Below are 21,650 nucleotides of genomic sequence, written 5' to 3'. Positions count from 1 at the left end.
TCGACATTGAACTGAATAAACTCAGTCACTTATGACAAAATACGCTATTGCTCTTCTCGCAAAAACACGGGGGCATTGGGGCTCGATTCAGTCTCGCTATAGTAATAACCCGCAACATCGAACTTGATCAGCTGTTCTACGCTATTAACTTCATTATCAAGCATATATCGAACCATCATACCGCGCGCTTTTTTGGCAAAAAAACTAATCACTTTATACTGACCATTTTTCTTATCCTTGAATACGGGCGTGATAAGCTGACCTTTGAGTAATTTAGGCTTAACCGCTTTAAAATACTCATTAGACGCAAGGTTAACGATAATCTCATCACCTTGTTCAGCCAACGCACTGTTTACTTGCTCTGTAACAATGTCTCCCCAAAACTGATACAGATTACTCCCCCGAGGATTTGCCAAACGCGTCCCCATCTCCAACCGATAAGCTTGCATGAGATCAAGCGGACGCAATAAACCATAGAGACCTGATAATATTCGCAGCTGATTTTGCGCACGCGCCAGGCTCTCAGGCGATAAATTATCTGCATCTAATCCTGTATACACATCGCCACGAAACGCAAACAAGGCTTGTTTGGCGTTATTTAGGGTGAAGTCAGGTTGCCACGATGCAAACCGAGCAGCATTCAGCCCTGCAATCTTGTCACTCACCTTCATCAATGATGCGATATCGGCGGGCGTGAGCTCACGGCAAACCTCAATAAGCTCTTGGCTATGTTGCAGCAGATCCGGCACTGTATACGCTTGGGTACTTGCAGGACTATCATAATCTAGCGTTTTAGCTGGAGAGACTAAAATAAGCATCCGTTTTCCTTGATTAAATACAACCTAATTGCGACCTATGATACTAATGGTTCCATAAAAAAACCACGCATAAACAGCGTGGTTTTTTAGATAGTGCTAATTCAATTACTCGATTCTGTTTATCTTGCGAACTTAACTTTTCTATTCAAAAAAATAAACAGCCTCGAGTTAACCCAACCCCACTTTCGCCTAAACTTCTGGCACTGCGCCTGGTTTAGTCGGCTCATTAGTCAACACTGTAGGGGTGTGTTTACCTTTCCAGATACCGCCTTCTAAACCATCAATTTCAGGAAACTTAGACGAATCAAATGTAGGTGTCATGCCAGCTTTTACCTGACGTTCGTAATCTTTTATCACAGCAAAGGCTACCTTGGAGAGCATCACAATCGCAGCAATGTTAACTAGTGCCATCATTCCCATAGACACATCAGCAAAGTTCCATACTAACTGCAACGATGCGACAGAGCCTGCCATCACCATCCCAAGAACAAGTCCACGGAATACATAAAGTGCCTTTTTGCTCTTAGTCAAAAACATCACATTGCTTTCAGCATAGCTATAGTTGGCAATAATCGACGAGAAACAGAACAAGATAATAGCAAATGCCACAAAATAGGCAGCCCAACTCCCCATCTCATTGGTCAATGCTAGCTGTAATAGCCCAATTCCTTTTTGATCGCCAGGGTTATCTAGTACGCCTGATAACAAAATAATGGCCGCCGATGCACTACAGATAACCAAGGTATCAACGAATACACCTATCATCTGTACAAAACCTTGCGATGCCGGATGATTAGGGTTTGGTGTCGCCGATGCAGCAATATTGGCAGCACTACCCATGCCCGCTTCGTTAGAGAACAAGCCACGTGCAATGCCCGCCATCATAGCTCCCATGGCACCACCGGCAGCTTCTTCCCAACCAAACGCACTTTTTACTATCAAGGCTAGTGCACTGGGTACTTGCTCGATATTCATCACCAAAACAACCAGTGCAATGGCTAAGTAAGCAACTGCCATAACTGGCACAATTAATTCAGATGCTTTAGCAACTTTTTTCAACCCACCAGTAATGATGTATGCCGCTGCTGCCACAATGATCAGTCCGACAATGGTTTTATCTAAACCGAACGCATTATTCAGCGCATCTGTCATGGTATTGGCTTGCGCTGCATTGAAAGCAAAGCCAAATGCGATAATGAGTAAGATAGAGAACACTGTCCCCATCCAACGCTTACCTAAACCTCGCTCCATGTAGTATGCAGGGCCTCCACGGTATTGACCTTCGCTGTCTTTAACCTTGTATACTTGCGCTAAAGTCGACTCAATGAAAGCGGTTGCCATACCAAGTAGTGCAATTAACCACATCCAAAAAATAGCACCAGCACCACCCACAGTTATCGCAACAGCAACACCTGCCATGTTTCCCGTACCAACTCGCGCCGCCATAGATGTACAAAAAACCTGAAATGACGATATGCCATCAATTTTTTCGCGGCCTTGAATAACCAGTTTTGCGCCATGTCCAAACATGCGTAACTGAATAAAGCCTAGACGTATTGTAAATAACACACCGGCAGCAACTAACACATAGATCAGCACACTACCCCATAACATGCCGTTTAATGTGTTAACGGTCGACTCGACCAAGCTTAATAACGATTCCAACATAGTACTCTCTAATCCCCGTGACGACTTCACATCAAGCTTACTGATATGAAACGGTCTGTATTTAAATTCCTTCCTAATTTGATCCAAGAATGTCAGCAGATTTTTCTTTTCGAATTATCCTTCACCTTGCCAAAACAAGATGCCTGCCGCACTCGACACGCCAAAATAGCATAGCATTAAAAATAGTCAGCGTGATACAGATCACAATTACCCATTTACATGACACTAGCATCACGCACAAAAACAAAAATAAGCTACTGTATTAACACTGGTAACAGAGATTTTACGACCAAAAAGTTAACACAAATCTAAATTAACGACTTTCAAAAAGTAAGATGTGGAACACATTTTTGTAATAAAATTACAAATATAGTGCACCACATGAGCTTTGATTAACTTTTTGCTTACTATAAATGGGGTTATTTATGTCACAACAGCAAGAGATCGGCGCATTAAAGAAATTTGTTAGAGCCACTAACTTCTTAGCGACGTCACAAATTTACTTGAAAAAAAACGTGCTTTACAAGCGACCTTTAGAACATAGCGATATTAAGCCTAGACTGCTTGGGCACTGGGGTACCTGCCCCGGTATCAACTTTGTCTACGCTAACGTTAACCGTCTAATTAAAAAGCACAATCGTTCTTTCGTTTACCTAGTCGGCCCAGGCCACGGATTCCCAGCAGTACAAGCTAACCTCTTCATGGAAGGCTCTTTAAGCCACTACTACCCAGACATTATTCCTTATAACGAAGATGGTATTACTGATATCTGTCAGAAGTTTTCTGCGGCATATGGTTATCCTTCACACGCAAACCCTGAAGCTCCAGGTCAAATTCTAGAGGGTGGTGAATTAGGTTATTCACTTTCAGTTGCGTGGGGTGCAGTACTTGATAACCCAGATCTTATCGCTGCATGTCTAATTGGTGATGGTGAGTCAGAAACCGGTCCATTAGCCGCTTCTTGGTATGCTAACCGCTTAGTTTCTCCTAAAAACAATGGTGCTGTACTGCCGATTGTTCATATTAACGGTTATAAAATCTCTGGCCCAACACGTATGGGTAGAATGAGCCACGAAGAGTTAGACCTTGAATTTAGAGGTCTAGGCTACTTCCCAATCATCGTCGATGATGAGCTTGAAGAAGACGTATACGTGCAAATGACAGCGGCTATGGATAAATCATATGAAATGATTAACGATATCCAAACTCGTGCTCGTGCAGGTGAAGACGTTGTTAAGCCACGCTGGCCTGTTATTCTTATGCGTACCGCCAAAGGTTGGACAGGTACAGCTGAATTTGATGGCAAGAAGCTTGAAGGCAACTGTGAATCACACCAAGTTATTGTTAATAAGTGTGCAACTGATAAAGGTCACCTTGCCGCATTAGACACTTGGCTAGCCAGCTACAAGTTCGACGAACTTTATAGCATGAATGATAAGGGTGAGCTGATTTTCGATGAAGATATTCAGTCACTACTCCCACCAAAAGAGCTAACCTGTGGTCGTCAAAAGTTAAGCTACGGCGGAGAAGTCGTTCGTGCCCTAGCACAACCTGATCTAGAAAAGCTCGCTTACGGTGCAGAAACACCTCGTGGTCAACGTGGTCAATCTATGTACAAGATGGGTGAGTGGATGCGCGATGCGATGAAACTCAACCGTGATCAGCGTAACCTACGTATATTCTGCCCTGATGAAACGTATTCAAATCAGCTTCAAGCCGTATTTGAAGAAACAGATCGTGCATGGCAATGGCCTATCGAGAGCTGGGACGAAGATATGTCTCGCGATGGCCGCGTCATTGAATTGCTTTCTGAGAACCTGCTATTCGGTATGCTTCACGGTTACACAGTAACGGGTCGTCATGCAATGTTCCCAACTTACGAAGCATTCTCGCAAGTGGTTTCATCAATGGCTGACCAGTACTGTAAGTATGTCTATGCGAGCCAAGGCGTACATTTCCGTAAGCCAGTACCTGCGTGTAACGTTGTACTATCGTCGCTACTTGAGCGCCAAGATCACAATGGCTACTCACATCAGAACCCATCATTCTTGGGCGCGATGCTAGAGAAACACCCTAAGATCATTTCAGCGTATCTTCCTGCTGATGGTAACAGCACACTGGTTTACACCGAGCGTGCTTATGAAGACCGTGACAAACTCAACATCTTAGTCGCAGGTAAGAAAGAGCTACCACAGTGGTTGACACTTGATGAAGCACGTCAACAAGCTAAAGATGGTGTAATGGTTTGGGACTTTGCCTCAGATGAAAACCCTGATGTTGTACTAGTAGGTTGTGGTGATTACGTAACCCAAGAGTCGATGGCATCACTGGTTCTAATCAGAGAATTACTACCAAAAGTACGTATCCGTTTTGTGAGCGTAACTGAATTAACCAGCAGCGGCTTAGGTAGCTTAGAGTTCCAAAGCAAGCCATGGTTGATGGATGAAGTATTTACTGCCGATAAAGGTGTCGTGTTTAACTATCACGGTTATCCAAATACCATCAAGAAACTGGTATTTGATTATAAAGGCAGCCATAGATTCCGCATCAAAGGCTACGAAGAGGAAGGTTCAACGACTACACCATTTGATATGGGTGTTCGTAATGGTACTTCTCGCTACCACCTCGTTATCGACATGGCTTACAAGCTATTCCAACAAGGTGTTATCGACGAAACCCAACACGTAGGTATCACTACCGATATGTTGCAACGTCTTGTAGACCATAGAAACTACATTAAGGCGAACGGTGTAGACCCAAGCAACATCGAAAACTGGGTATGGACTCGATAAGTCACAAGTAGTACTTCTTAAGGCGCTTTCATCAGAAAGCGCCTTTTTTATTGCAAATAACTAGCAGATGAAAAAAACTCGTTAATAAAATTGGAATTATCACTCTAAGCATAAGATAATATAGCTGCTAGCGATAAAACTAAAGGATCCCTCCTCAAAGTGCTGGCTTGTTTCTACAGATAGTGAAACAGCATGAGGGAAGAGATTAATCAAAGGATTTGGAAAATGATGAATAATACTTTAAAAGCTATTCTGCTTACCTCAATGCTCCCATTTGCAGCGAATGCTGCGCAAGAACTCAGCCCTTGGTATGTCGGTGGTGGTTTAGGTCTAAATAACTATGAGCCTAACTGCGATCAGAAGACCATGAAGGTGTGTGGCGAAGATGAGCCCTATGCCTGGGACGTTTTCGGTGGTTACCTATTCAATGACTATTTTGGTGTTGAACTGGGTTACCGCGACCTTGGACGCGCGGAGTGGGTGGATTATGCCGACAAACTTAATGATGCAGGTGCCAAAGGCATGACTCTAGGTGTTGTCGGTTTTTGGCCCTTTGCTGAGCGCTGGAGTCTTTCAGCTGAAGCTGGAGCCATGAACTATCTACTGTCTAATAACAAGCAGTGGGGCAGCGAATATTACAGCGACAGTGGTATAGCCCCATATGTTGGTGCAGGTATCGGGTATAACTTCACTGAAAACCTAAAGCTTCAAGCGAAATACCGTCGCTATGAAAACTTAGATGAAGATAAGTGGAACACCCTAGAGATGGAAAGCAACTACTATGGTCTAGAGCTTAGCTATCGCTTTGGCAGCTCCGCACCAGCAGCAGTCGTTGCACCACTAGCAGTCATTCCAGTCGATTCGGACAATGATGGTGTCACCGATGATAAAGATCAGTGTGCTGATACCCCTGCAAACCATCAGGTCGATGCCAACGGTTGTACATTGTACAAAGAGGTCACTGAACAACGTGATGTCGGCTCAATTCTATTTGCTAATAACTCTTCAGTTGTTAAGCAGGAGTCATATGAGCGCATCGAGAAACTTGCTGCTTACATGAATGAGCATCCACGTTCAACAGTGCTAATCTCTGGCCATGCATCAAATGTCGGTAACCCTGACTACAACATGGATCTTTCGGAGCGTCGTGCCGATGCCGTAGCTGAGATCCTAGTGAGCAAATATGGTATCAGCCAAGATCGTGTTTCTTCAAAGGGTTACGGTATCACCCAACCTATTATTGAAGGTAGCTCTGCTGAAGCCAACAAAGCAAACCGTCGTATTGAAGCCCATGTCACTGGTGTACGCAAAGAAGCACTAATTAAATAGTTGTCGCACTCTAACAACTTAAACTTAGGCTAAATAAAAAATCGCTGCATTGGCAGCGATTTTTTTACTGTAATACTTTAAGGGTTATACTCTTAGACCATTAGATACAAACCAATGAGTTAACTAAATTGCGTTTTTAAATTCGACTTTTACTGATATTTAGCAACTTTTCTGTAATTTTTTTTCATTCATGGTTGGAAATATCAGCAAAATCGCGTCTAATACTCGTTAGTAAACTTCATAACTTAAGCTGCTTCTTAAGAAGGATGTAATTTTCATGGCTAATACACTAGAGCAATTCAAATCCATTACCACTATTGTTGCCGACACGGGCGATATCGAAGCCATCAAGCGCTATCAACCACAAGATGCAACAACTAACCCTTCACTTATCCTAAAAGCAGCACAAATTCCCGAGTACAGCCACCTTATCGATAACGCCATTGCTTGGGCAACATCTCAAAGCGATGATATCGCGCAACAGATTGAAGATGCAGGCGACAAGCTCGCCGTCAATATCGGTTTAGAGATCCTCAAAATTGTCCCAGGCCGCATCTCTACTGAAGTAGATGCAAGACTCTCATTCGACAAAGCTGGTTCTATCGAAAAGGCACATAAGTTAATCAAACTTTATGAAGAAGCTGGAATCGATAAATCAAGAATCTTAATTAAGCTAGCCTCTACTTGGGAAGGAATTTGCGCCGCGAAAGAGCTGGAACAAGAAGGCATCAACTGTAACCTCACGCTACTTTTCTGCTTCGCTCAAGCCAGAGCCTGTGCCGAAGCGGGTGTCTACCTTATCTCACCATTTGTGGGTCGCATTCTAGACTGGTACAAAAAAGACACGGGTCTTGATTACAGTGCCAGCGATGATCCGGGTGTTGTCTCAGTGACCAGCATCTACAACTATTACAAGCGTCATGGCTTCAACACTGTTGTAATGGGAGCGAGTTTCCGTAATACAGGTGAGATCATCGAACTTGCCGGTTGTGACCGTCTAACTATTGGCCCTGCACTACTTGAAGAGATGGCGAACTCAGACACCCCAGTGATACAAAAACTTAAACCTGCAACAGAAGTTGTCGCACCCGATGTGCCAATGACAGAAGCTGAGTTCCGTTGGGAGTTCAACCAAGATCCAATGGCAGTTGAAAAGCTCGCTGAGGGCATTAGAAACTTTGCAATCGATCAAGGCAAACTAGAGCTCATGTTGAAAAATCAACTTCAAGGTTAAAGGTCACTAATACCATGACACAGTTAACTAAAAGTACGACGTGGTCAGCACTTGCGGCGCACACAGAGCAACTTGCTCATATGCGTAGCCTATTCAATCAGGACTCACAGCGTTTTAATGACATGTCCTTGTCGGCTTGTGGTTTGTTTCTAGACTACTCTAAAAATAGAGCAGATTCGAAAACGCTAGCATTGCTATTTTCACTTGCAAAAGAGACCCAACTGCAAGCAAAAATTAAAGCAATGTTCAGCGGTGACATCATCAATAACACCGAAAAGCGCGCAGTACTGCACACAGCGCTTAGAGCCGATGCGTCCCAAGAAATCCTTGTTGATGGGAAGAATATTGTTCCTGAAGTTCAACAGACTCAGAACAAAATGGCCAAGTTTGTCGATGCCGTTACGACTGGCCAGTGGAAAGGCTACACAGGCAAAACCATTACCGACATTGTAAGTATTGGTATTGGCGGATCATTCCTTGGGCCTAAGATTGTCACACAAGCTCTTCGTCCCTACTGGAACAAATCACTTAATTGTCACTTTGTGGCTAACGTTGATGCAAGCTCGATCACCGAAAAGCTGCGTTTGGTCAATCCAGAAACCACCCTGTTTGTGATGTCATCTAAATCATTTGGCACACAAGAGACCTTGACTAATACCCTGAGTGCCAAAGAGTGGTTTTTGGCCAACGGCGGTACCCAAGCTGATATCGCAAAGCACTTTGTAGCGGTGACCTCAAATGTCGCTAAAGCAACAGAGTTCGGTATGGATGCTGACAATATCTTCCCAATGTGGGATTGGGTCGGTGGACGTTACTCATTGTGGTCAGCCATTGGATTACCCATTGCTTTGCTCGTTGGCATGGATAACTTCCAGACATTACTGGCAGGCGCTAAAGAGATGGATGAACATTTCCTTAATGCACCACTGGAACAAAATATGCCAGTGATCATGGGATTGTTCTCATTGTTATACGGCAATTTCCATAATGCCCAGTCTCATGTAGTACTTACCTATGATCACTATTTACGAGGCCTACCCGCTTACTTCCAACAACTCGATATGGAGAGTAATGGAAAATCGGTCACGCTTAGTGGTGAATGTGTGCAATACAACACAGGGCCGGTTATTTGGGGTGGCGAAGGTACCAATGGTCAACATGCCTATCACCAACTGATACATCAAGGTACCGCGTTGATTCCCGCAGACTTTATTATGCCACTGCAGAGTCACAATCCACTTGGCGAACACCATGTGCAATTGGCTTCCAACTGCTTTGGGCAAACCCAAGCGATGATGCAAGGCCGTACTTTTGAAGAAGCAATGGCAGAGCTAAGCACCAGTGGTTTAAGTGCTGACGAACAAGCCCTAATCGCTAAGCATAAGGTGATGCAAGGTAACAAGCCGAGTAATACGATTTTGATGGACAAACTGACGCCATCAACGCTCGGTGCCCTAATCGCCCTGTATGAACATCGCACATTTGTTCAAGGCGCACTGTGGGATATCAACTCCTTTGATCAATGGGGTGTTGAACTCGGCAAGACCCTAGGCAACGATGTGTTGATAAGACTGCAAGCGGATAAAGATGCCAGCGAACTGGACAGTTCAAGCAATGGCTTAATTAATATGTTCCGTGCAAATCATATCTAACAGTTAAAAATCTGATATAAAAAAGCCAGTTTCCACTGGCTTTTTTCTTTTCTACAGTTCACAACACTAGTTTCGCTCACTAACTAGACGTATTCTGCACAAAAACACCGCATCAACCTTCATAAAAGATTTACCCTAACTTAACATTTTGGAAACATTTCTCTTGCACCATAAATTGGAAATGTGATATTTAATTGTTGAGAAAAAATACAACAACAGGAGGTTGCCATGAATCGTTTAGATTATGGTAGTGCGCTAGAAGATGCTGTTATTGAAAGACCAAATAGTCGTTCGCGAAGCTCCAATAAAAAGCGCAAATGGCGTGAGATTGAAGCGATAAAAGAGAAGCAACGTTTACTTAAAGAGTTACAAGATATCGATAGTAGCTTTGGCAATGATTTCGATAATCTCCTGATGTAATAATCGTAAAAATAGCGCCTAAGGGCGCTATTTTATTATCGGTTAATCCTCCGCCTTTTGCAGGTATTCTCGCAACTCTTCGAATAGCAAATTATCATCATCGTTAAACAAGGGGTCTGTAATAAGGCGTTCTTGACATTGGTCGTTGATTTTCTGCCAATCTTCCAGTGACAGCATTGCTTGCCATTTTGGAAACAGGGTCGTTTCTTCAAAAATCATATGTTTTTTTTGCAGCGCAACATAATCTCGCAGCAGTTCACTTAACTGTGCATTGGCAACAGGCACATCACTTAAGATCAAATTGATCAAACTCATTAGTTGCGTCGACGTATCAATCAATAGATGATGCTCGTCAGTAAGCTGAGTAACAGGAGCGCCTTCGGGGTGACACTGCTTAAAATAATCATCGATCAAATCTTCTAAAGGATGATGGCTGTGCTCGGCATAGCTTTGCATATACTCAACAATATCCCGAATAAGATTAAAATTGACCGGCTCAGCGCTTTCAAGTCTCTGCTGCTTGTTTTGCAGGATTTTCAACAATATCGCGATATGTTTATGGTCATTATGCAGTCTCGCTAACATCTTCACCTCCATATTTTTATGCGCCTCTAGTTACTATAGTCAATTGTAGAAATTTTACTCACACTAATCTGTTACCACACCAAGTGAGCTGACCAAGATCAACAAAATTAACATTAACCTAGCGCGTCACTTCATAATTAGATCCATCACTATAGTTCGAGGCATATCCCAACCTTATCAGCACGCTACTCAGGCTTGCTGCAGTTAAACATCCATACTCGCATCATGTTACTATGACAAAACACTAGGGGCTGCTCCCTATAATCTGCGCGCTGATAAAGCGCTTTTAACCATAATGGCCAACTCACAAAATTATCTATGTCAGAAACTCATTGGATCGGCGCACACGTTAGCGCAGCGGGTGGCATCGCCAACGCCCCATTAAACGCTAAAGCAATAGGCGCTAATGCCTTTGCTCTGTTTACTAAAAATCAAAGACGCTGGCAGGCCGCACCACTTTGCCCACAACAAATAGCGTTATTTCAACAACACTGTAACGATGCTGCCATTCCTGCCGAGGCGATACTCCCGCACGACAGTTACCTTATCAACTTAGGGCATCCTGGTGATGAGCAGCTTGATAAATCACGCCAAGCTTTTTACGACGAAATGGGTCGATGTGAACAGATGGGCCTCAAGCTACTCAATTTTCATCCTGGCAGTCATCTTAAGCAGATCAGCGTAGACCAATGCTTAGCAAGGATCAGTGAATCGATCAATTTTGCCCTAGATCGTTCAACTGGCGTCACAGCAGTTATCGAAAATACCGCAGGACAGGGTTCAAATTTAGGCCACAGTTTTGAACAATTGGCGCAGATCATCGACGGTGTAGAAGACAAGGCTCGTGTCGGCATCTGCATCGACACCTGCCATCTGTTTGCTGCAGGCTATGACCTCACCTCACAAGCAGCAGCTAAACAAAGTTTTAATCAGTTCGATAATATAGTTGGGTTTCAGTACTTAAAGGCGATGCATCTCAACGACAGTAAAACACCACTGAATAGCCGCGTCGATAGACATCAATCGCTAGGGGCCGGCTATATAGGCAGTGAGGGGTTTAGTTATATTATGACTCTCCCCGCAACACAAAACATTCCACTTATTTTAGAGACGATAGAACCCGCAATTTGGCCGCAAGAGATAAACTGGTTGCGCAGCCAAGCTAAGCGTTAAATCAAGCATTTATACACAACAGCGACCACTCGTGTCTGGTCGCTGTTTTCAATGTGGTCAACATGCAACCATACAATATGCGTGCCTAATAACTCCTCTCCCTGCTTTTTAGCACTGTTTTGTGCATCGCTTAGCCCTGTCTCTCCACGTCCAATGCCAGTCACCAAAGCAAAGCTATCACAATGCGTCACTTCAAAATCATATGCTTCATTGATTCTGGAATAGAGCATGGCCTCATCCGATGCGCAGGCAGTCAATAGCAAACAAATCAATAGAAAAGTGGCCTGTCTTAACACTTGGTAGTCTCTAAAATGAAAAACGGGTGAAAGATAATAAAATCATAGAATTAAATGAGTGAAGCTGATCACACTAAGACAGGTAAGCCAGATACACTTGGATACACTGGTTTGGTTTAAGAAACGATGAAAACAAAGCTACGCAGTTATCATTAAAATGCTAATAAGCCACTCAACCTAAGCGAAGAATAGCAACAATTAGAAAGAAAAAGCGCCAAGATGAGATAACCCACCGAGACGCTCTTTGTCGATAAAACTTAAAGAATAGCGAAGAGGTGAGCCTTAAGCTCATCAAAATCAGCCTGCAAACTTGCAGACAGAATAGGTTTATCTTTTACCGCGGCTAAAGCTGGCGGCAACTCGATTGCTCTTGAGAGGGTCTGCTCCACGACGTCTTTAAACTTAGCTGGGTGTGCTGTGCCAAGAAATATCCCCATCTCATCACTAGTCATGGTCAAACTGAGCGCGTGCGCTGCAATCGCAGCATGGGGCTCGGACAAGTAACCTAGATCATCGAGTTGACGCAATGCACTCGCCGTGTCCGCTTCAGACAAACCGACACCAGTGAGATCGCTCAAAGACCAGCCCATAGCCGACACAATCGCTTCGACGCGCGGCCAATTGCTCGGTTCAGCGACATCCATAGCATTTGACATGGTCGCAACGGTTTGCTGTGGTAACCATTCCCCCTGGGATAAATAGCGTGGCACGGTATCGTTACTGTTGGTGGCCGCCACAAAACGCTTAACTGGTAATCCCATCGCTTTAGCAAAAAGCCCCGCAGTGAGGTTACCAAAGTTTCCACTGGGTACAGCAATAACAGGATCGTCTTGATTAGCTTTTTTAAACTGCGCAACCGCTTCAAAGTAATAACAGATTTGCGCCAATAAGCGGCTAATATTGATCGAGTTAGCAGAATTAAGGTGCAAGCCATCCCTAACATCAGCATCTTCAAATGCTGCCTTAACTAAGTCTTGGCATGCATCAAAGTCAGATTCCACCGATACCGTGTGAATATTGCCACCTAAGGTTGTGAACATCTTTTCCTGTAGCACACTAATCTTACCTTTAGGGTACAAGACAACCACTTGTATTTTGTCTAAACCATAAAAGGCATCGGCTACCGCTGCACCAGTATCGCCAGATGTCGCGGTTAAAATGGTGATTTTTTCATCGGTGGCCAGCACGTTAAGGCACTGTGCCATAAATCGAGCGCCAAAATCTTTAAACGCCAGGGTTGGACCATGAAATAGCTCTAAGCAATAACGCTTTTCATCAGCTTTAACCAGTGGCAACTCGAAGTTAAAGGCGTTATCGACCAGATTATCAACCTGCGCTTGTCCAAGTTCCGATGCTAGCCAAGCGCCGAGGATCTGCTTTGAGCGCGCTACGAAAGGCATCGCCAATAACTCATCGATATTATCGAGCTTAGGTATGCTCGTTGGGAAAAACAGGCCTCTATCTTTACCCAGTCCCAACTTAACCGCTTCAGTAAAGCTCACGACCTGCGACGGGTGTTTTAAATTATATAGTTCCATCTGTTTTACCTTAATCTTATTTAAATGCTAATCTACTCTACGCGTGCCTAATGTATCTATCTGACATACATGAGAAAAACCATTACCTTGCTCGACATAATGCGTATCTAGCCACTGCTTCGCACGCTCAGCCACGGCTAAATCATCAGTAACTGAGAACAGCGTTGGCCCACTACCAGAAATACCTGTAGTTAACATGCCCAGCTTAGCTAATGCGTTGCGAGCCGCTTCATAACCCGGTATCGCCTGAGCACGATAAGGCTCAGCTAACACATCTTTCAGCATGGCAATCGCTAACTTGGCATCTTGACGATAACTGGCATGAACAAAAGCACTTAAATAGCGACCAAAATCTATGGTTTTGCACTTATCGTACTGTTCTGGAAGCAGCTGTCTCATTTTTGCTGTCGACAGTGAGATACCGGGATACGCGACCACCCAATACCACTCTTTAAATACCGGAATACCTTCACACACGGAATGCGGTGCATCAAGCATCAACTGCATGCCCCCCAGATAACTCGGGGCGACATTATCATAATGGATAGATCCACTGATGCGGCCTTCAAATTCTCCCATCAAGCGCAGTAAGGCTTGCTGATCAAAAGGGTGAGCGAAATGTTCATTTAATGCGTAAAGAGCGGCAACAACTGAACTAGCGCTAGAGCCTAGTCCACTGCCAACAGGCAGATTTTTTTCTAAGGTCATCGCGACCCCAGCCGTTGACCCTAACTGCTCTAAAAAGAACTCGGCACACTGATAAACGATATTGTCTTCTGCATCGCTTGGCAATTTGTGGGCCCATACGCCAGCAAGCCTCAGCTGTATGCCTTGTTCGCTCGCAGCAATAGTGACTCTATCACCCAGTAAGCTGCCATCAATTGGGGATAAAGCTGCCCCTAATAGATCGAAGCCAACACCAACATTCCCCATGGATGCTGGTGCATAAACCGTCAGACTCATACGCCCATCTCCCGGGTCCAATTTAAGGTTCTTAGTAGATCGGCAAACGCCCCTGCTGCCGTCACTTCTGTACCAGCCCCATAGCCCCTGAGCACAAAAGGAATGGGTTGATAGTAACGGCTGTAAAACGCAAGGGCATTCTCGCCGCCTTTAACGCTGTATAGTGGATCGTTGGTATCAACTTCAGCCACTTTAACTCGGCAACCCTGTTCATCTATTTGACCGACGTAGCGTAAAACTTTGCCCTGTTCCCTTGCACTTTCGACACGCTCCGCAATGGCTGCGTCGAGCTTGGGTAGGTTAGCCATAAACTGTTCAACATCACCTGATGCATCAAAGTCGTTGGGTAAAACAGATTCAACATCGATATCAGCGAGTTCAATTTCCATCCCCACTTCACGGGCTAAAATAAGCACCTTACGAGCGACGTCCATCCCACTAAGGTCGTCACGCGGATCCGGTTCAGTAAAGCATTTATCACGCGCGATGCCAGTCGCTTCTGAGAGGCTCATTCCTTCATCTAACATACCAAAGATGAAAGACAATGACCCCGACAAAATACCGTTAAATTTTTGCAGTTTATCACCAGCAAACAACAGCTTTTTAAGATTATCGATAACAGGTAATCCTGCACCGACCGTCGTTTCATAAAGAAACTGGCGACGCTGTTTCAATGCCGCTTGGCGAAGGGCTCGATAGTAGGCAATATCACGAGTATTGGCCTTCTTATTGGGGGTCACGACATGCAAGCCTGCATTCATCACATCAATATAGCGATCCGACACATTTTCACTGGAGGTACAATCTACTAACACAGGGTTAAGTAACTGCTGGTCTTTAGCCCAGATCAACATAGCGTCGAGATCACAAGGTGTTTGGCAATCGCTAAGTAGCCCTTTCCAGTTATTTAAATCAACGCCTTGAGCGTCTAGCAACATATGGCGCGAGTTAGCAACACCGCAAACACGGATGGTGATATGTTGCTCCTTTAGCATTTCGGCTTGCGCTTTCACTTGATCTAATAGCCCAGCCCCTACGTTGCCACAACCCACTAAAAACAGATCCAGGTAATGTTGAACATCAAAAAAGCTTTGGTGACAGGCAGCAATGGCATGCTTAGTTTTGCGTAATTCAACGACAGCTGAAATGGAACGCTCTGAAGACCCTTGGGCTATCGCAACAATGTTAACGTTGGCTTGAGCGAGTGCTTGGAAGAATTTTCCCGCCACGCCTTTATGGGTGCGCATACCATCACCAATAAGCGACACAATGGCTAAATGATGACGCATCTCGATAGTTTCTAAAATCTCACTTTTAAGCTCTAGTTCAAACTCAAGCTCCAAAGCTTCACGCACCTTAGGTGCGTCTTCTGTCGCCACACAGAAACTGATGCTATATTCCGATGAGCTTTGAGTAATAAGTGAAACAGAGACTCCAGAACGCGAAATAGCTCCCAGAGTGCGACTCGCCATACCAACCATCCCTTTCATACCAGGGCCTGCGATATCAAACATGGTTTGATCATCGAGATTGGAGATAGCTTTAACATTCAATCCAGTTTCATCGGCTTGATTAGAGACTAATGTACCCGGCGCAGCAGGATTAAAACTATTACGGATATAACAAGGGATATGATACTGAGCAATAGGCGATATCGTTTTTGGATGCAGCACTTTAGCGCCAAAATAACTTAACTCCATCGCCTCTTGATAACTTAGTTGAGTGAGCAGTTTTGCGTCGGTCACCACCCGTGGGTCAGTATTGTAAACACCATCAACATCTGTCCAGATCTCGCAGCAACTAGCATCGATGCAGGCAGCAAGGACCGCAGCGGAGTAATCGGAGCCATTACGCCCTAACGTTACGATACGCCCATCTTTGTCACCAGCTGTAAACCCAGGCATTACCCAGACACGGTGCGCATCAAGCGACAAATTGGCAAATCGTTGTTTACTCGCGCTGATATCAACCACAGATTCTAATACTTCACCCCCCGCGACAAACAATGTTTCGGGTACCAACTGGTTAGCACTGATCGACTGAGCAAACATTAATTGCTCCATCAATGCAGCGGAAAGCTTTTCGCCACCGACAACAATTTCCGCTCTAACATAATCAGGGCACTCACCGAGCAGCAGGATCCCTTGTAATTTGTTACGCCAAAGTGTCAGTTGTTTGTCTAAAACCAGCTTTAAACCGGCGCATTGAGATGAAGAGAGCACTTCCTTCTCAGCTTCTTCTAACAGGCCAGCAAACACTAACTCGACCTTAGTTAGCGCATTTGAAAAGTCTTTACCCTCAACCGCAATATCGACCATTTCCAGCAGACCATTCGTTACCGTAGCTGGCGCAGACAGCACAACTGCAACACTTTCTTGCTTTGCACTTTGAGCCACAATGTCTGCAGCGCCACTAAAGCGTTGCCAATTGGCTAGCGAGGTACCACCAAACTTCATCACTTTCATATTTTCTCCTTGTACCACGCACCCTAGAAACAAAAAAGCCCGCTCCTTGGTGTGGGAGCGGGCTTATCAAATTACTTTTTAATTAAGTATGCTTAGCCCGCCCCCACGTTTGTAATCGTGGTGGTTGTAATAATGGTGGTTACTACAAGATTATGGCTATGCATGAATTTTAGTCGTCAGATCGTCTCTGTATTAAGTGGTAACAGAATTGCTTTTTTTCTATGCAACTGTCAACCCCAAATTACAAACTTTATTAAAAATAACCATCAAGTCGATTTTGGCGGACAAAAGCCGAGTTATCTCATAAGCTGTCGATAATATTCTGCGTGTATCAGCATTAAAACCATATTTAGTTTACGTAAACGTAATGCACGTTAGAAATTAAAAATGCTTTAAATTAAACAGTTATAAAAATCTAGACGGGTAAATATAACGAGAAAGCACTTAGTGACTATGCTGTCTCGCAAACCAACAAAAGCCCAACTTCTATTGCAGGCAGACTCCCACAAGCAAACAGAATAAATACCCATAAATTATGAAATTATATTTACAAATAATATGACAACACAAATCCAGTGACACAGCAACGAATGTGAGCTATCCCTTAATTAGAGCATCTTTCGGTGAAGAAGCGGAGCTAGGTCATCGCCAATCCTTAAAAACCAAGCTAAAATGCCGCCACATTCTGAATTGGAGGCGATATGATAATCACCCAACACACTGCCGTTAGCATTCACTACCGTTTAACCAACCAACAAGGTGAATTAGTCGAAAGCTCTTTTGAAGGTGAGCCAATGCTCTATCTTCACGGTGCAGAAAACATGATCCCAGGCTTGGAAGAAGCATTAGAAGGTAAGAGTGTTGGCGATAAGCTTGATGTTACCATCGAAGCTGAGAAAGCCTACGGCGCATATCACGACGGCCTACGTCAAGAAGTGCCTTTATCAGCTTTTGGTGACATTGAAGATATCGTCCCTGGCATGCGCTTCATCGCAGAAACAGAAATGGGTCAACGCCCAGTACAAGTGACCGAAGTCAAAGACGAAGTGGTTGTTGTTGACGGTAACCACCCATTGGCAGGCCAATCACTTAACTTTAGCGTCGAAGTGCTTGCTGTTCGTGAAGCCACAGCGGAAGAGATCAGTCACGGTCACATTCATGCCCATGGCGGTAGTTGTGGCGGTCACGAGCATAGTCACGAAGGCGGTTGTTGTGGTGGTGAAGGCCACTCTCATGAGGGCGGTTGCTGCAATGATGATGCAGACAAAGAGCCTAAAGAAGGGTGTGATGGCAATGGTGGTTGTGGCTGTCGTCACTAATACCTAGCACTATTAGTTGAATTTGATATTACTACTTTAGTACTAAGGTAGTAATATTCTAAGCTGGCACCCTTTTTTTGGGTTTTGCCAGCTTTTTTCATTTAGACTTATTGTAACTGCAGCAGGATGCTGATAGGTAATTTAGGACACAGTTATGATAGCCAGATCTATATATGAGATATTACCCACCAGCTACCTACTTGTAGGCGGTTCAACCATAGTGTTACATCAAGAATCCATCGCAGTGGTGTTGGCCTTGTTGGTGTTTGTGTTAGGTGCGCGTATTTACAACTTACGCTCTAAAAACCGCCGCACCGATCCCAGAAAAAGGCGTAAACATGGATTATTACCAGAAGCCCTCTATGATCAAGTCCCCTTTATTTATCTGTTGAGTGCCGCACTACTGTTGAGGTTTTCACCTGTTGGTATTGGTGGCTACGTTGCAGCAGCGCTACTTTGTTATGCCCTTTACCTGCTCATGCAACGCAGTCACTACCGCAAACACCAATCCACGGCTACCAATAAAATTTTTTAGATAATATAAAAGTTACAAGATTAGTGCTTTAATTGCTTCTCGCTGTCCTGCAGTCATATGCTTCAGGTAATTAGAACACCGTGTAATTGTCGCAATACTTATCTCGTATTCCGCGGCAATTTGCCGTTGACTCATGTTGCCCTCAAGTAACGCTTTAAACACGGTTAAACGGCCAGCTATAGCGCTCCGCTCCTCTTCTGTCAGCAGCAACTCAAACAAATCGACCAACGCACTATGATCTTGCAGCCCGACGACTTTCTCTAAAACAAGGTCCCAATTAGCTCGCACAACCACCTCTTTCGTACTTGTGTACCATTACGTGAAGTGTAACAACAAACGGTTAATCGTGGCTACTGCATAGTTGCTATAACTTCGTGAGCAAACTCCCAAGACACACTCAGCAACAAATTACCTAGAAGCATTAATAAAAATGATTAGTATCTGATAGTTGATTATGATTAGAATACTGCGTCAGTTCACAAAAACAACCTAACACGTGAGAGCAGTCCCAATGAAAAAACAGCTTAAACTTACTCTACTTGCTATCGCAGCAACAGCAGTTACCGCTACCGCTACCGCAGTGCACGCTAATAACTTCAAAGAAAGCGATGATGCTATTCATTACCGTCAATCTGCGTTTGGTTTAATCGCTCATAACTTCGGTGACATGGGTGCCATGCTAAAAGGTAAAAAGCCTTTTGATGCAGAGGTATTTGCAATGCGCGCACAAAATGTTGCCGCCTTAAGCCAATTGCCAGCTGAAGGTTTTGTAGCAGGTTCAGACAAAGGTGAGACTGAAGCATTGGCAAAAATCTGGGCGGAGAAAACAGATTTCGATGCCAAAATGACGGCTTTCCAAGACAATGCAGCTAAGCTAGCTATTGCGGCAAAATCAGAAGATAAAGATGCTATTAAAGCGGCATTTATGAACACAGGCAAAAGCTGTAAAGGCTGCCACGACGTCTATAAAAAAGATTAATCTTATTGAGTTAAGTTCAGTTTACCTTTCTCGCTTTAGCGGCTCTTAAGCCGCTAAAGCTCATATCATCTATAGCATCGCGGTAAGAGGTAAAATAAGAAAGTTCGCTGTCACGCCAGCCAATACGCACACTAAAATTAATGCAATAACGTTAGATCTAAACTTAACCTCACCTTTAACTTCATGAGTCACCGATTTATAGCCGGTTATCATCGCGCCAACCAGCTTATCGCCTTTTAAACCATGTACGATGACAGCTAAGACGTGCAGAACAACCAAACCTAACAAGATATTAAAATTACTCTTATGCAACGACGTTAAGGTACTACTGACATCGCTGCTCACAAAACTATAAAGCGGGCCTTCGGTAAAGATATCATCGGTTGCAAATAAACCACTGACAAGCTGAAACAACAAAACCGCAATCATAGTCACCACCATATAACCACCTATAGGGTTATGGCCAATGCTTATATGCTTAGGCTGCTTAACGTATGCCATCACATATCCAGGAGGTTTAACAAAATGACTAAATCGCGACGTATCACTGCCAATGAATCCCCACACCAGACGAAATACAATCAGTACCATCAATGAGTAGGCAAAAACTTGATGCCACCCCATCTCACCATTCTCAGCGGTCCACCACAGCGCACCAAGTAGGACTATCATGGTCCAATGAAATACGCGCGTAGGCAGATCCCATACTTTCACTTTGATTTTACGAACAGGGGTTGAATTGTTAGCAAGCATCTAATTTCTCTAACTACGGAAAATGATGTCACAGATGATATTTGAAGCAATCAGGAGAGGCAAATAGAATTAAGCTTCAGCGGTTATTCAGTCAAATATGAGCCCTTATTCAGAGAAATACAAGCCATTACTAATGTTTATTTAGCAAATTTGTCTAAGGGGTCAAATAAAGAGCGAACAGTAAAAACAGCCCGCCAAAACGTGACACACATCACGTTTTAAGGGTGTGAAATTGGTAATCTGAACTCAAGGAAACAACGAAAGGTTCGACATATGATTAAGATTACCAGTAAAGATTTCGACGTCACAGCACCTATCCGCGAACGCATTGAGAGCCGATTAGAGAAGTTAAGCAGACACGATATTCAGTTAATTAATCCACACATAATCATAGTTCAAGAGAAGCAAGGATTTAAAATAGAAGCTTCAGTTGGTATTCCAAATAATAAACTATTTGCTCAAGCAACAGACAAAGATTTATACGCAGCGATTAATGCCATGGGGCAGAAATTGGAGAAACAACTTAATCGCTTGAACCACAAACCAGAAGGCTTACGCCGCGCAGCAACAGTAGTAGAAACAGAAGCAGCAGACGACTTCGACGATGAATATGACGAAACACTCGATAAGGAGTATGTCGCGTAACTCAGAGGAACACCGATGCAATGTCAGCCCAGACAGCAACTGGAACATTAGCTACCCACGTAGCATTATCATCGGTCACCTCAGTTAGTAAAAATGTGGAGCATAATTAATATTTAAACAATGTGTTAAAACGTCTTTCAATAGCAGGCATAAGGGCGGCAATCATATCAACCCAGATAGTTACTCAGTAACTAAAGGAAATTAGCTAACGAGCTAGCGATGTTGCCATCCCTTGTTATACTTATAAAAGACAGATGTAATATGCTCGTTTAGATGGCTTACACTAGGCAAAGGAGATCGGTACCACTTGAATCAGATTTTGCACAGTAACAAACATAGGCGACAACAATAGCCGTAAAGTTGTTTTAGTAACTACACGGAATTAGCTAACATGCTACTCAAGGTCGCCTCTCTTATAACTGATCGGTTTCTGCTTTTGGGAAACATACGAAATAAGGAGAGATAAGAGTTTTGATATCTGATTTG

19 protein-coding genes are annotated in these 21,650 nt (G+C 43.9%); 10 read left to right on the top strand and 9 right to left on the bottom strand.

Translation table 11 applies throughout. The features are described 5' to 3' along the window. Positions 1-44: 44 nt before the first annotated feature. Positions 45-818: a peroxide stress protein YaaA gene (gene yaaA, locus BEL05_RS17020; protein WP_069671895.1), complete on the bottom strand. Its 774-nt coding sequence runs from the start codon at positions 816-818 to the stop codon at positions 45-47. A 189-nt stretch (positions 819-1,007) separates the two neighbouring features. Then, positions 1,008-2,486, bottom strand: coding sequence for an alanine/glycine:cation symporter family protein (locus BEL05_RS17015; protein ID WP_069671894.1), 1,479 nt, complete (start codon positions 2,484-2,486; stop codon positions 1,008-1,010). A gap of 425 nt (positions 2,487-2,911) precedes the next feature. Between BEL05_RS17015 and BEL05_RS17010 the strand changes: the two genes are divergently transcribed. The 5 genes from BEL05_RS17010 to BEL05_RS16990 all read left to right on the top strand — a co-directional run bounded on the left by BEL05_RS17010 (position 2,912) and on the right by BEL05_RS16990 (position 9,913). Further along, on the top strand, positions 2,912-5,278 hold the full coding sequence (locus BEL05_RS17010; RefSeq protein WP_028762779.1) for a phosphoketolase family protein: 2,367 nt from the start codon (positions 2,912-2,914) through the stop codon (positions 5,276-5,278). A 225-nt stretch (positions 5,279-5,503) separates the two neighbouring features. Then, positions 5,504-6,607 (top strand): OmpA family protein, encoded by a 1,104-nt coding sequence (locus BEL05_RS17005; RefSeq protein ID WP_028762778.1) that lies wholly within the window; start codon positions 5,504-5,506, stop codon positions 6,605-6,607. Between the two features lie 277 nt (positions 6,608-6,884). Then, complete coding sequence (gene tal / locus BEL05_RS17000) at positions 6,885-7,841, top strand: transaldolase (RefSeq protein WP_069671893.1); 957 nt, start codon at positions 6,885-6,887, stop codon at positions 7,839-7,841. 14 nt (positions 7,842-7,855) lie between these two features. Continuing rightward, on the top strand, positions 7,856-9,493 hold the full coding sequence (gene pgi / locus BEL05_RS16995) for a glucose-6-phosphate isomerase (RefSeq protein WP_069671892.1): 1,638 nt from the start codon (positions 7,856-7,858) through the stop codon (positions 9,491-9,493). Between the two features lie 228 nt (positions 9,494-9,721). Then, positions 9,722-9,913 carry a DUF3545 family protein gene (locus tag BEL05_RS16990; protein WP_028762775.1) on the top strand — a complete coding sequence of 64 codons (192 nt, stop codon included), beginning with the start codon at positions 9,722-9,724 and terminating at the stop codon, positions 9,911-9,913. Positions 9,914-9,955: 42 nt separating this feature from the next. Here BEL05_RS16990 and BEL05_RS16985 read toward each other — a convergent pair whose 3' ends face one another. After that, on the bottom strand, positions 9,956-10,498 hold the full coding sequence (locus tag BEL05_RS16985) for a hemerythrin domain-containing protein (protein ID WP_037428058.1): 543 nt from the start codon (positions 10,496-10,498) through the stop codon (positions 9,956-9,958). Positions 10,499-10,816: 318 nt separating this feature from the next. On the opposite strand from BEL05_RS16985, the gene nfo reads away from it, so the two are divergent. After that, positions 10,817-11,671 (top strand): deoxyribonuclease IV, encoded by an 855-nt coding sequence (nfo, locus tag BEL05_RS16980; protein WP_028762773.1) that lies wholly within the window; start codon positions 10,817-10,819, stop codon positions 11,669-11,671. Here nfo and BEL05_RS16975 read toward each other — a convergent pair. The 4 genes from BEL05_RS16975 to thrA form a co-directional block, all read right to left on the bottom strand. Continuing rightward, positions 11,668-11,967: a hypothetical protein gene (locus BEL05_RS16975; protein WP_069671891.1), complete on the bottom strand. Its 300-nt coding sequence runs from the start codon at positions 11,965-11,967 to the stop codon at positions 11,668-11,670. The two genes, nfo and BEL05_RS16975, sit on opposite strands and share 4 nt — an antisense overlap. Before the next feature lie 257 nt (positions 11,968-12,224). After that, positions 12,225-13,505 carry a threonine synthase gene (gene thrC / locus BEL05_RS16970; RefSeq protein WP_069671890.1) on the bottom strand — a complete coding sequence of 427 codons (1,281 nt, stop codon included), beginning with the start codon at positions 13,503-13,505 and terminating at the stop codon, positions 12,225-12,227. Between the two features lie 27 nt (positions 13,506-13,532). Beyond that, entirely contained in the window at positions 13,533-14,468 is a 936-nt protein-coding gene (gene thrB / locus BEL05_RS16965; protein ID WP_069671889.1) for a homoserine kinase, read from the bottom strand. Next, on the bottom strand, positions 14,465-16,933 hold the full coding sequence (thrA, locus tag BEL05_RS16960) for a bifunctional aspartate kinase/homoserine dehydrogenase I (protein ID WP_028762769.1): 2,469 nt from the start codon (positions 16,931-16,933) through the stop codon (positions 14,465-14,467). Before thrA ends, thrB begins: the two co-directional genes overlap by 4 nt. Positions 16,934-17,634: 701 nt before the next feature. Here thrA and slyD point away from each other — a divergent pair. Both slyD and BEL05_RS16950 read left to right on the top strand, forming a co-directional pair. Beyond that, complete coding sequence (gene slyD, locus BEL05_RS16955) at positions 17,635-18,252, top strand: peptidylprolyl isomerase (RefSeq protein ID WP_069671888.1); 618 nt, start codon at positions 17,635-17,637, stop codon at positions 18,250-18,252. 154 nt (positions 18,253-18,406) lie between these two features. Further along, the gene (locus BEL05_RS16950) at positions 18,407-18,787 is read left to right on the top strand and encodes a hypothetical protein (protein WP_028762767.1); all 381 of its coding nucleotides are present in this window, start codon (positions 18,407-18,409) and stop codon (positions 18,785-18,787) included. A 12-nt stretch (positions 18,788-18,799) separates the two neighbouring features. Here the strand turns inward: BEL05_RS16950 and trpR are convergent, their stop codons facing one another. Continuing rightward, positions 18,800-19,075 (bottom strand): trp operon repressor, encoded by a 276-nt coding sequence (gene trpR / locus BEL05_RS16945; RefSeq protein ID WP_028762766.1) that lies wholly within the window; start codon positions 19,073-19,075, stop codon positions 18,800-18,802. Between the two features lie 223 nt (positions 19,076-19,298). Between trpR and BEL05_RS16940 the strand changes: the two genes are divergently transcribed. Then, on the top strand, positions 19,299-19,766 hold the full coding sequence (locus tag BEL05_RS16940; protein ID WP_069671887.1) for a c-type cytochrome: 468 nt from the start codon (positions 19,299-19,301) through the stop codon (positions 19,764-19,766). A 69-nt stretch (positions 19,767-19,835) separates the two neighbouring features. On the opposite strand, the gene BEL05_RS16935 is transcribed toward BEL05_RS16940, so the two are convergent. Next, entirely contained in the window at positions 19,836-20,519 is a 684-nt protein-coding gene (locus tag BEL05_RS16935) for a cytochrome b/b6 domain-containing protein (RefSeq protein WP_069671886.1), read from the bottom strand. 273 nt (positions 20,520-20,792) lie between these two features. Between BEL05_RS16935 and hpf the strand changes: the two genes are divergently transcribed. After that, positions 20,793-21,164 (top strand): ribosome hibernation-promoting factor, HPF/YfiA family, encoded by a 372-nt coding sequence (gene hpf, locus BEL05_RS16930; RefSeq protein ID WP_028762763.1) that lies wholly within the window; start codon positions 20,793-20,795, stop codon positions 21,162-21,164. The last annotated feature ends 486 nt before the right edge of the window (positions 21,165-21,650 follow it).

It is taken from the genome of Shewanella colwelliana, from assembly GCF_001735525.1.
GTDB classification, from domain to species: domain Bacteria; phylum Pseudomonadota; class Gammaproteobacteria; order Enterobacterales; family Shewanellaceae; genus Shewanella; species Shewanella colwelliana.
Note: the sequence above shows the minus strand (reverse complement) of the source record. Positions and strands in the feature narration are given on the sequence as shown.

Coding starts and splice junctions, on each gene's coding strand:
- BEL05_RS16985 (WP_037428058.1), bottom strand. CDS start 10,498: ATGTTAGCGAGACTGCATAATGACCATAAACATATCGCGATATTGTTG.
- slyD (WP_069671888.1), top strand. CDS start 17,635: ATGATAATCACCCAACACACTGCCGTTAGCATTCACTACCGTTTAACC.
- BEL05_RS17005 (WP_028762778.1), top strand. CDS start 5,504: ATGATGAATAATACTTTAAAAGCTATTCTGCTTACCTCAATGCTCCCA.
- BEL05_RS16990 (WP_028762775.1), top strand. CDS start 9,722: ATGAATCGTTTAGATTATGGTAGTGCGCTAGAAGATGCTGTTATTGAA.
- thrC (WP_069671890.1), bottom strand. CDS start 13,505: ATGGAACTATATAATTTAAAACACCCGTCGCAGGTCGTGAGCTTTACT.
- BEL05_RS17015 (WP_069671894.1), bottom strand. CDS start 2,486: ATGTTGGAATCGTTATTAAGCTTGGTCGAGTCGACCGTTAACACATTA.
- yaaA (WP_069671895.1), bottom strand. CDS start 818: ATGCTTATTTTAGTCTCTCCAGCTAAAACGCTAGATTATGATAGTCCT.
- thrB (WP_069671889.1), bottom strand. CDS start 14,468: ATGAGTCTGACGGTTTATGCACCAGCATCCATGGGGAATGTTGGTGTT.
- tal (WP_069671893.1), top strand. CDS start 6,885: ATGGCTAATACACTAGAGCAATTCAAATCCATTACCACTATTGTTGCC.
- BEL05_RS16940 (WP_069671887.1), top strand. CDS start 19,299: ATGAAAAAACAGCTTAAACTTACTCTACTTGCTATCGCAGCAACAGCA.
- BEL05_RS16950 (WP_028762767.1), top strand. CDS start 18,407: ATGATAGCCAGATCTATATATGAGATATTACCCACCAGCTACCTACTT.
- thrA (WP_028762769.1), bottom strand. CDS start 16,933: ATGAAAGTGATGAAGTTTGGTGGTACCTCGCTAGCCAATTGGCAACGC.
- BEL05_RS16935 (WP_069671886.1), bottom strand. CDS start 20,519: ATGCTTGCTAACAATTCAACCCCTGTTCGTAAAATCAAAGTGAAAGTA.
- pgi (WP_069671892.1), top strand. CDS start 7,856: ATGACACAGTTAACTAAAAGTACGACGTGGTCAGCACTTGCGGCGCAC.
- hpf (WP_028762763.1), top strand. CDS start 20,793: ATGATTAAGATTACCAGTAAAGATTTCGACGTCACAGCACCTATCCGC.
- nfo (WP_028762773.1), top strand. CDS start 10,817: ATGTCAGAAACTCATTGGATCGGCGCACACGTTAGCGCAGCGGGTGGC.
- BEL05_RS17010 (WP_028762779.1), top strand. CDS start 2,912: ATGTCACAACAGCAAGAGATCGGCGCATTAAAGAAATTTGTTAGAGCC.